This is a genomic window from Goodfellowiella coeruleoviolacea (assembly GCF_024171785.1).
GTDB classification, from domain to species: domain Bacteria; phylum Actinomycetota; class Actinomycetes; order Mycobacteriales; family Pseudonocardiaceae; genus Goodfellowiella; species Goodfellowiella coeruleoviolacea.
On record NZ_JAMTCK010000039.1, the window covers coordinates 1 to 10,025 of the forward strand.

General features: G+C 73.6%; 3 protein-coding genes. All 3 read left to right on the forward strand.

The genetic code is table 11. From position 1 onward, the window contains the following. Nucleotides 1–3,497 (forward strand): type I polyketide synthase (locus LX83_RS37390; protein WP_253780906.1); only part of this gene is annotated, 3,497 nt, incomplete at its 5' end. Next, on the forward strand, nucleotides 3,494–8,410 hold the full coding sequence (locus tag LX83_RS37395) for a type I polyketide synthase (protein ID WP_407649777.1): 4,917 nt from the start codon (nucleotides 3,494–3,496) through the stop codon (nucleotides 8,408–8,410). The genes LX83_RS37390 and LX83_RS37395, both read left to right, overlap by 4 nt. Before the next feature lie 49 nt (nucleotides 8,411–8,459). Continuing rightward, nucleotides 8,460–10,025, forward strand: a 1,566-nt coding sequence (locus LX83_RS37400; RefSeq protein WP_308204134.1) for a type I polyketide synthase, incomplete at its 3' end; no start/stop codon positions are given.

Here is a 10,025-nt window from a genome sequence, read left to right on the forward strand (position 1 = left end):
CGGCCGGTCGGGTGGAGCGGTGGCTGGGGGAGTGGGGTGGTCGGTTGTCGGTGGCCGCGGTCAACGGCCCTGGGTCCACGGTGGTCTCCGGTGAGGTGGAGGCGCTGGAGGGGCTGCTGGCCCGGTGTGCGGCGGAGGGGGTGCGGGCGCGGCGGATCCCGGTGGACTACGCGTCACACTCGGCGCAGGTCGAGGCGATCCGCGACGAACTGCTGGCGTCGCTGGCCGGGATCACTCCGGTGTCCTCGACCGTGCCGTTCTGTTCCACGGTGACCGGGCAGGTGTTGGACACCGCGGCCTGCGACGCGGAGTACTGGTATGCGAACCTCCGCCAGACCGTCCGGTTCGACCAGGTCACCCGGCTGCTCCTGAGCGAGGGACAGCAGGCGTTCATCGAAGTCAGCCCACACCCGGTGGTGACCACCTCGATCCAGGAGACCATCGACGACGTCGGCGCCGACGCGGTCGCACTCGGCTCGCTGCGCCGGGATGAGGGTGGGCGAGCACGCTTGCTCACCTCGCTCGCCGAGGCACACGTGCACGGTGTGCAGGTGAACTGGACAGCCGGCGGACCGGCTGCTGGCGCTCGCCACGTCGAACTGCCCACCTATGCCTTCCAACGCCAGCGGTTCTGGCCGGACCCGGACGCATCGACCACAGTGGACCTGAGCGCGGCTGGCCTGGTCGCCGCGGAACACCCGCTGCTCGGCGCGGTGGTCACCGCCGCCGACGCCGACAGCGTGGTGCTCACCGGCCGACTCTCCCTCCGGTCGCACCCGTGGCTCGCGGATCACGCCGTGCTGGACACCGCAACGCCGGGGTCGGCCGACCGGGAGTTGGTGTTGTTGCCCGGCACCGCGTTCGTCGAGCTGGCGATCCGCGCGGGGGATCAGGTCGGATGCGGCTGGCTTGAGGAGCTGACCCTGGCCGCGCCACTGGTGGTGCCCGAGGACGACGCTGTTCTGCTGCAACTGGTGGTCGGCGCCCCGGACGCGTCCGGCCGCCGCGGGCTGACCCTCTACTCCCGGTCCGCGGACTCGCTCGACCAGTCCTGGACTCGCCACGCGACCGGTGTGGTCAGTCCGGCAGCGACCGTCCCACCCAGCCAGCCACCGGCCTGGCCGCCAGCGGCCGCCGACCCGGTGGACCTCGACGACCTGGCTGACCGGCTCACCGAGGCGGGTGTCCGCTACGGCCCGGCCTTCCAGGGACTGCGCGCGGCGTGGCAACGCGGCAACGAGGTCTTCGCCGAGGTCGTCCTGCCCGACGACCAACAGCCCGAGGCCACCCGGTTCGGCCTCCACCCCGCGCTGCTGGACGCCGCACTGCAGGCCGTGGCAGCCGATCCGGCCAGTGGCCGGCCGGCCCGCCCGTTCTCGTGGAGCGGCACCACCCTGCACGCCACCGGCGCCACCGCCCTGCGGGTTCGGCTGGTCCGGCACAACCAGGGCGAGGTGTCGCTGACCGCGACCGACCAGACCGGCACCCCGGTCATCTCGGTGGACTCCCTGGTGCTGCGCGAGGTGTCGAGCGCCGCACAGCCGGGGCCGGATGCCCGCCACGAGTCGCTGTTCACCCTGACCTGGGACGCGATCCTGGCGGCACCGCGACCGGAGCAGACCAGCGGGCACTGGGCGGTGGTCGGTGGTGACGAGCTGGGGGTGAGCGCCGCCCTGGAAGCGGTCGGCACGCCCTGTGCCAACCACGCGGACCTGGTGTCCCTGGCCACGGCCAACGGCAGTGGTGTTCCGGACACGGTGCTCACCTCCTGTTCCTCCACAGTGGACGCGGATACCGGTGATCCGGCCACCGCGGCGCACCAGGCCACCTGCCGGGTCCTGGCGCTGGTGCGGCAGTGGCTCGCTGACGACCGGTGGTCGGCGGCGCGGCTGGTGGTGCTCACCCGCAACGCGGTCACCACCGGCGAGGACACCGAGCCCGACATCGTGCTCGCCCCGGTGTGGGGCCTGCTGCGCTCGGCACAGCGGGAGCACCCTGGCCGGTTCGTGGTGGTGGACCTGGACGAGACCGAGGAGTCCGTCCGAGCGCTGCCAGCGGCGCTCGCCTCGGGAGAACCGCAGCTCGCCCTGCGCGCCGGCACGGTTCTCCGCCCCAGGCTCACCCGGCTCGACCAGCCGCCCCAGCAGACTGCCCCACCCATCGATCCCACCGGCACCGTGCTGGTGACCGGCGCCGCCACCGGGCTGGGTGGCGTGATCGCCCAGCACCTCGTCGCCAGCTACGGGGTTCGGCACCTGCTCTTCGTCAGCCGCCGGGGATCACAGGCCGAGGGCAGTGCGGGTATGGCCGCGGCCATCACCGAACTCGGGGCGGACGTGACCGTGGCCGCCTGCGACGTGGCGGATCGGGCCGCACTGGCCCGGGTGTTGGACTCGCTGCCGCCGGACCGTCCACTCAGCACGGTTGTGCACACCGCCGCCGTGCTGGCCGACGCCGTGCTCACCGCGATGACGCCGCAGGACGTGGCGCGGGTGTTCCGCCCGAAGGTCGACGCCGTGCTGAACCTGGCCGCGGTGGCCGGCTCCGTGCCCGTGGTGGTGTTCTCGTCGGCCGCTGGCACGCTGGGCGGGCCGGGCATGGGCAACTACGCGGCGGCCAACGCGTTCCTCGACGCGTTCGCCCACCGGCGCAGCGCCCGCGGCGCGCCAACGGTGTCCCTGGCCTGGGGCCTGTGGGGGGAACGCGGCGGCATGGCCGGCCGCCTGGACGAGGTCCAGCTGTCCCGGATGCGCCGCGCCGGTGTCGCCACCCTGTCCGCGGCCGAGGGCACCGCCCTGTTCGACGCCGCCCTGGCCTCGGGTGGGGCAGTGGTCCTGCCGATGCGGTTGGATCTCGCGGCGCTGCGGGACCAGGTCGCGGACGGCACCGTGCCGGCCGTGCTGCGCGGGCTGGTGCCCAGCACGGTCCGCCGGGCCGCGGCGGCCAGCGGAACGGCCAGCACCGGCGGTGCGGCAGCCGGGTTGGCGGAGCGACTTGCCAGCGCCGCGGAAACCGAGCGCGACCGCATCCTGCTGGACCTGGTGTGCGCCACGGCCGCCGCCGTGCTCGGCCACACCAGCGCGACGGCGGTGCGCGCCGGCCGACCGTTCAAGGAACTCGGGGTGGACTCGCTGACCGCCGTGGAACTGCGCAACCGGTTGGCCGCGACCACCGGGCTGCGGCTGGCCGCCACCGTGGTCTTCGACCACGCCACTCCCGCCGCACTGGCCAGGCACCTGGCCGACGGGCTGGCGCCGGGCCGGGGACCGGGCGGGTGGCAGGCCGCGCTGGACCGGCTCACGGCCGCGCTCGACACCGAGGCGCTGACCGACGACGAGCGGGCCGACGTGGCCGCCCGGCTGCGCGGGCTGTTGTCCGCGTGCACGCCAACCCCGCGGCCTGCGGACACGGTTCGGGCGGCGCACCGGCTCACCGAGGCCAGCGACGACGAACTCTTCGACTTCATCGACCAGAAGTTCGGCAGTGAGGCGAAGTGATGGCGAACGAGGACAAGCTCCGCGCGTACCTCCGACGGGTCACCGCGGAGTTGGACGAGGCGCACCAACGCCTGCGGGAGGCCGAGGACAGGGCTGGCGAGCCGATCGCGATCATCGCGATGAGCTGCCGCTTCCCCGCCGGCGTTGGCTCTCCGGAAGACCTGTGGGACCTGCTCGTCGCCGGTGGTGACGCGATTTCGGGGTTTCCGGTCAACCGCGGCTGGGACCTCGACCGGCTCTACGACCCCGACCCGGACCGGCCGGGCCGGTGCCACACCCGCGAGGGCGGGTTCCTGCACGACGCCGACCTGTTCGACGCGGCCCTCTTCGGGATCTCCCCGAGGGAGGCACTGGCCATGGACCCGCAGCAGCGCCTGCTGCTGGAAACCTCCTGGGAGGCGTTCGAGCGCGCCGGCATCGCCCCCGACTCGCTGGCCGGCAGCCGCACCGGCGTGTTCGTCGGCAGCAACGGCCACGACTACGCCGGCCTGCTGCAGCGAACACCGGAGGGCGTCGAGGGCTACCTGGGCACCGGGAACGCCGCGTCCATCGCCTCGGGTCGGCTGGCCTACACCTTCGGACTCGAAGGGCCCGCCCTGACCGTGGACACCGCGTGCTCGGCGTCGCTGGTGGCCCTGCACCTGGCCGCGCAGGCGCTGCGCAACGGGGACTGCGCACTGGCGTTGGCCGGCGGCGCCACCGTGATGTCCACACCCGGGTTCCTGGTGGAGTTCAGCCGACAGCGCGGCCTGGCCCCGGACGCCCGGTGCAAGGCGTTCGCGTCGGCGGCCAACGGCACCGGCCTCGGCGAGGGCGTGGGAATCCTGCTGCTGGAACGGCTGTCCGACGCCCGGCGCAACGGCCACCCGGTGCTGGCGGTGGTGCGGGGTTCGGCGGTCAACCAGGACGGCGCGAGCAACGGGCTGACCGCGCCCAACGGGCCGGCGCAGCAGCGGGTGATCCGGCAGGCACTGGCCAACGCCGGGCTGCCACCGTCCCAGGTGGACGTGGTGGAGGCGCACGGCACCGGCACCAGCCTCGGTGACCCGATCGAGGCGCAGGCGATCCTGGCCACCTACGGGCAGGACCGGGACCGTCCACTGTGGTTGGGATCGGTGAAGTCCAACATCGGGCACGCACAGGCCGCGGCCGGCGTGGCCGGTGTGATCAAGGTGGTGCTGGCGATGCGGCACGGTCTGCTGCCGCGCACCCTGCACGTGGACCAGCCCACGTCCCAGGTGGACTGGTCAGCGGGGGCGGTGTCGCTGCTGACCGAGCCGGTGGCCTGGCCGGAGACGGGGCGCCCGCGCCGCGCCGGGGTGTCCTCGTTCGGCGTCAGCGGCACCAACGCGCACGTGATCCTGGAGGCGGCCCAGGAGCAGGAGGACGACGACCCGCCCGCTGACCGGCGCCCGCCGGTGGTGGTGCCGTGCGTGCTGTCCGGGCGGACCGAGGCGGCACTGCGCGCGCAGGCCACCCGGTTGCGCACCCACCTGGACAGCCATCCCGAACAGCACCTGGTGGACATCGGTCACTCGCTGGCCACCACCAGGTCGGCGTTGCGCCACCGGGCCGCGGTGCTGGCCACCGACCGGGCGACGCTGCGAGCCGGCCTGGACGCGCTCGCGACCGGCACCGCGGCGGCCAACCTGGTCAGCGGCACGGTGGACGCCGAGGCCAGAACCGTGTTCGTGTTCCCGGGCCAGGGCTCGCAGTGGGTCGGCATGGCGGCGGACCTGCTGGACACGGCACCGGTGTTCGCCCAACGCATCCGCGACTGCGCTGACGCGCTCCGCCAGCACGTTGACTGGTCCCTGGTGGACGTGCTGCGCGGGAACGCGGACGCGCCGCCGCTGGACCGGGTGGACGTGGTGCAGCCCGCGCTGTTCGCGGTGATGGTGTCCCTGGCCGAGTTGTGGCGCTCCCACGGGGTCCAGCCGGCCGCCGTGGTGGGACATTCCCAGGGCGAGATCGCGGCGGCGTGCGTGGCGGGCGCGTTGTCACTGGCGGATGCCGCCCGGGTGGTGGCGTTGCGCAGCAAGGCGTTGCGGGCCCTGTCCGGCCGGGGCGGGATGCTGTCCGTCGCCGAGGACGCCGAGGCGTTGCGCGGCCGGCTGCACCGCTGGGGCGACCGGCTCGCCGTGGCCGCGGTCAACGGTCCACGCTCCCTGGTGGTCTCCGGTGAGCCGGCCGCACTGGACGAACTGCACCGGGAGTGCGAGTCAGCCGGGCTCCGCGCCCGCCGGGTGCCCGTGGACTACGCCTCGCACTCGGCGCAGGTCGAGGCCATCCACGCCGAACTGCTCACCGTGCTCGACCCGATCACCCCGCTGCCGGCCGCCATCCCCCTCTACTCCACCCTGACCGGCGGCCGGATCAACACCGACACCTGCGACGCCGAGTACTGGTACCAGAACCTGCGGCAGACCGTGCGGTTCGACCAGGCGGTCAGCGCCCTGCTCGCCGCCGGCCACACCCTGTACGTCGAGATCAGTCCGCACCCGGTGCTGACCATGGCGGTCCAGGAGACCGCCGAGGACACCGCGGCAGACGTGGCGACCGTGGGATCGCTGCGCCGCGGCGAGGGCGGGCTGGACCGGTTCCTCACCTCACTGGCCGAGGCGCACTGCCACGGCGCGGCCGTGGACTGGTGCGTGCTCCACGCGGACAGCGGCGCGCGCCGGGTCGACCTGCCCACCTACGCGTTCCAGCGGGAGCGCTACTGGCTCACCGCCGCCGAGGACCCGGCCACCGGACACGCGGACCCGGCGCAGCAGCGGTTCTGGACGGCGGTCGACCAGCAGGACCTCGCCGGCCTGGCGGCCACGCTGGGCGTGACCGAGCACGACCTCGCCCCGGTGCTGCCCGCACTGTCGGACTGGCGCCGGGAGCACGCCCGAACGGCCACAGTGGACCAGTGGCGCTACCGCGTTGTCTGGAAACCACTCGGCCAGGCCGGAGTCCCGGCGCTGGCCGGGACCTGGCTGGTCGCCGTTCCCGACGTCGACAGGGCCGAACCAGCAACCCTGGAGATCATCCGCGGCCTGCGCGCCAGCGGCGCGACCGTGCTGCCACTGGAGATCGACACCGCGGCCACCGACCGCGCCGCGCTCGCCACGCGGATCAGCCAGGTCGTGGCCGCTGACGCGGTCGACGGGGTGCTCTCCCTGCTATCCGCCGACCAGCGCCCGCACCCGGAACACCCGGCGCTCCCGGCCGGGCTGGCGGCCACCCTGGTGCTGGTGCAGGCGCTGGGCGACGCCGCGCTGGACGCTCCACTGTGGATGGTCACGCGCGGCGCGGTCGCCGTCACCGAGACCGAGCAGCTCCCCGCCCCGGACCAGGCGCTGACCTGGGGACTGGGCCGGGTGGTCGGGTTGGAGCACGTCGACCGCTGGGGCGGTCTGGTGGACCTGCCCGGGCAGCCGGACGAGCAGACCACGCGGCTGCTCTGCGCGGTGCTCGCCGGTGCCGCCGACGAGGACCAGGTGGCGGTGCGCCCGGCCGGGACGTTCGTGCGCCGCCTGGTGCCCAGCCCCGGCACGGGATCGCCGGCCCGTCGGTGGCGGCCCCGGGGCACGGTTCTCGTCACCGGTGGCACCGGTGTGCTGGGCCCGCACATCGCGCGGTGGCTTGCCCGCAACGGCGCCGAGCACCTGGTGCTCACCAGCCGGCGCGGCCAGGCCGCACCGGGCGCGGCGGACCTGACCGCCGAACTCGCCGCCCTGGGCACCGAGGTGACGCTGGCCGCGTGTGACGTGGGCGACCGGGAGCAGGTCGCCGCGCTGCTCGCCGGGCTGCGCGAGCAGGGACGGCGGGTCCGCGCGGTGGTGCACGGCGCGGCGTTCATCGAACTGGGCTCGATCAGCGACACCACGGTCCCGCAGTTCGGTGAGGTGGTCGCGGCCAAGGCCGCGGGCGCGCGACACCTCCACGACCTGCTCGACCCGGACGACCTCGACGCGTTCGTGTTGTTCTCCTCCATCGCCGGGGTGTGGGGCAGCCGCGACCACGCCGCCTACGCGGCGGCCAACGCGTTCCTGGACGCGCTGGCCCAGCACCGCAGGGCGCGCGGCCACACCGCAACGTCGATCGCCTGGGGCGTCTGGTCCGCGGTCAACCCGTGGGACACCCAACGCGTGATCGACGGCATCGACAACGACCAGCTGCGGCGACGCGGCTTGGCGCTGATGAGCCCGGAACTCGCGTTCACCGCGCTGGGCCAGGCCCTGGACCGCGACGAGACCGCCCTGGTCGTGGCCGATGTCGACTGGGAACGCTTCGCCCCGGTGTTCACCTCGGCCCGACCGCGCCCACTGCTCGACGACCTGCCAGCGGTTCGAGCACTGACCCAACACACCACCCCTCGGTCCACCGAGGCCGAGCCGAGCGGTGGGGCCGGGCTGCGCGATCGCCTCACCGGCCTGACCGAACCGGAACGGGACCGCGCGCTGGTGGAACTGGTGCGCGCCCAGGTCGCGGCCGTCCTCGGACACACCACCCCCGACGCGGTCGAACCCGGTAGGGCGTTCCGCGACCTCGGATTCGACTCGCTGACCGCGATCGAGCTGCGCAACCGGCTGGGCGCGGCCACCGGGCTGCGGCTGGCCGCGACACTGGTCTTCAACCACCCCACCCCGATCGCGCTCGCCCGCTTCCTCCGCGCCCAACTGCTGCCGGACACCACCACGACCTCGGCGGCGCTTGAGTCGCTCGACCGGTTGACCGCGGTGCTGGCCACGGCCGACCCGCCACCCGGCGAACGCGCCGAGATCGGCAACCGGCTGCGGACCCTGCTGTGGAAGTGGGCCGACAACCAGGCACCACAGCCCAGCGAAGCCGCGGGCGACCTCGACGCGGCCACCGACGACGAGATCTTCGAACTGATCGACACCGAGTTCGGCACGTCCTGATCTGGCGACGACCAGCCTTGCGGGGCTGCCTCAACGGGGTGACATGACAGTGGCCAATGAAGACAAGCTTCGTGCCTACCTGAAGCGGGTAACCGCTGACCTGCGGCAGGCCCACCGCCGCCTGCAGGAGGCGGAGGACCGGGAGCGGGAACCGATCGCGATCGTGGCGATGGGCTGCCGGTTCCCCGGTGGCGTGCGATCACCGGAGGACTTCTGGCAGCTGGTCGCCAGTGGACGTGACGTCATCTCGGAGTTCCCCACCGACCGGGGGTGGGACACCACGCGGCTCTACCACCCCGACCCGGACCAGCCGGGCACGACCTACGTCTGCGCGGGCGGGTTCCTGCACGAGGCCAACCTGTTCGACGCCGAGTTCTTCGGCATCTCCCCGCGCGAGGCAGCGGCCACCGATCCCCAGCAGCGGCTGCTGCTGGAGACCGCCTGGGAGACGGTCGAACGCGCCGGCATCGACCCGCTGTCGCTGCACGGCAGCCGCTCCGGGGTGTTCGTCGGCTGCCACTACCAGGACTACGGCACCCTGCTCAACCAGGCACCGGACAGCTTCGCCGGCTACGCCGTCACCGCCAGCAACACCAGTGTGGTGTCCGGGCGGATCGCGTACTGCCTCGGGCTGGAGGGGCCGGCGGTCACCGTGGACACGGCGTGTTCGTCGTCGCTGGTGGCACTGCACCTGGCCGCGCAGGCGCTGCGCAACGGCGAGTGCGAGCTGGCGCTGGCCGGCGGGGTGGCGGTGATGGCCACCGCGGCGTCGTTCACCGGGTTCAGCCGGCAGCGCGGGCTGGCGGCCGACGGGCGGTGCAAGGCGTTCGCCGCCAGCGCCGACGGCATGGGCCTTGCCGAGGGAGTCGGCCTGGTGCTGGTCGAGCGGTTGTCGGACGCGCGGCGCAACGGGCATCCGGTGTTGGCGGTGGTGCGGGGCTCGGCGGTCAACCAGGACGGGGCGAGCAACGGGTTGACCGCGCCGAGTGGCGTGTCGCAGGAGCGGGTGATCCGGCAGGCGCTGGCCAGTGCCAGACTGTCCACTCAGGACGTGGATGCGGTGGAGGCGCACGGCACCGGCACCCGGCTCGGTGACCCGATCGAGGCGCAGGCGATCCTGGCCACCTACGGCCAGGACCGGGACCGTCCACTGTGGTTGGGATCAGTGAAGTCCAACATCGGCCACGCCCAGACCGCCGCCGGCATCGCCGGTGTGATCAAGATGGTGTTGGCGTTGGGGCGTGGGGTGTTGCCGAGGACGTTGCACGTGGACGCGCCGACGCCGGAGGTGGACTGGTCGGTGGGTGCGGTGTCGTTGTTGACGGAGTCGGTGGCGTGGCCGGAGACGGGTCGGGTGCGGCGTGCCGGTGTGTCGGCGTTCGGGGTGAGTGGGACGAACGCGCACGTGGTGTTGGAGCAGGCACCGGTGGGGGAGCAGGCACCGGTGGGGGAGTCGGGTGTGGTGGGTGGTGTGGGGTTGTCGGTGGTGCCGTGGGTGTTGTCGGGGCGGTCGGTGGGGGCGTTGCGGGGTCAGGCGGAGCGGTTGCGGGAGTGGGTGGTCTCGGGTCCGCAGCGGCGGTTGGTGGATGTGGGGTTGTCGTTGGCCACCACGCGC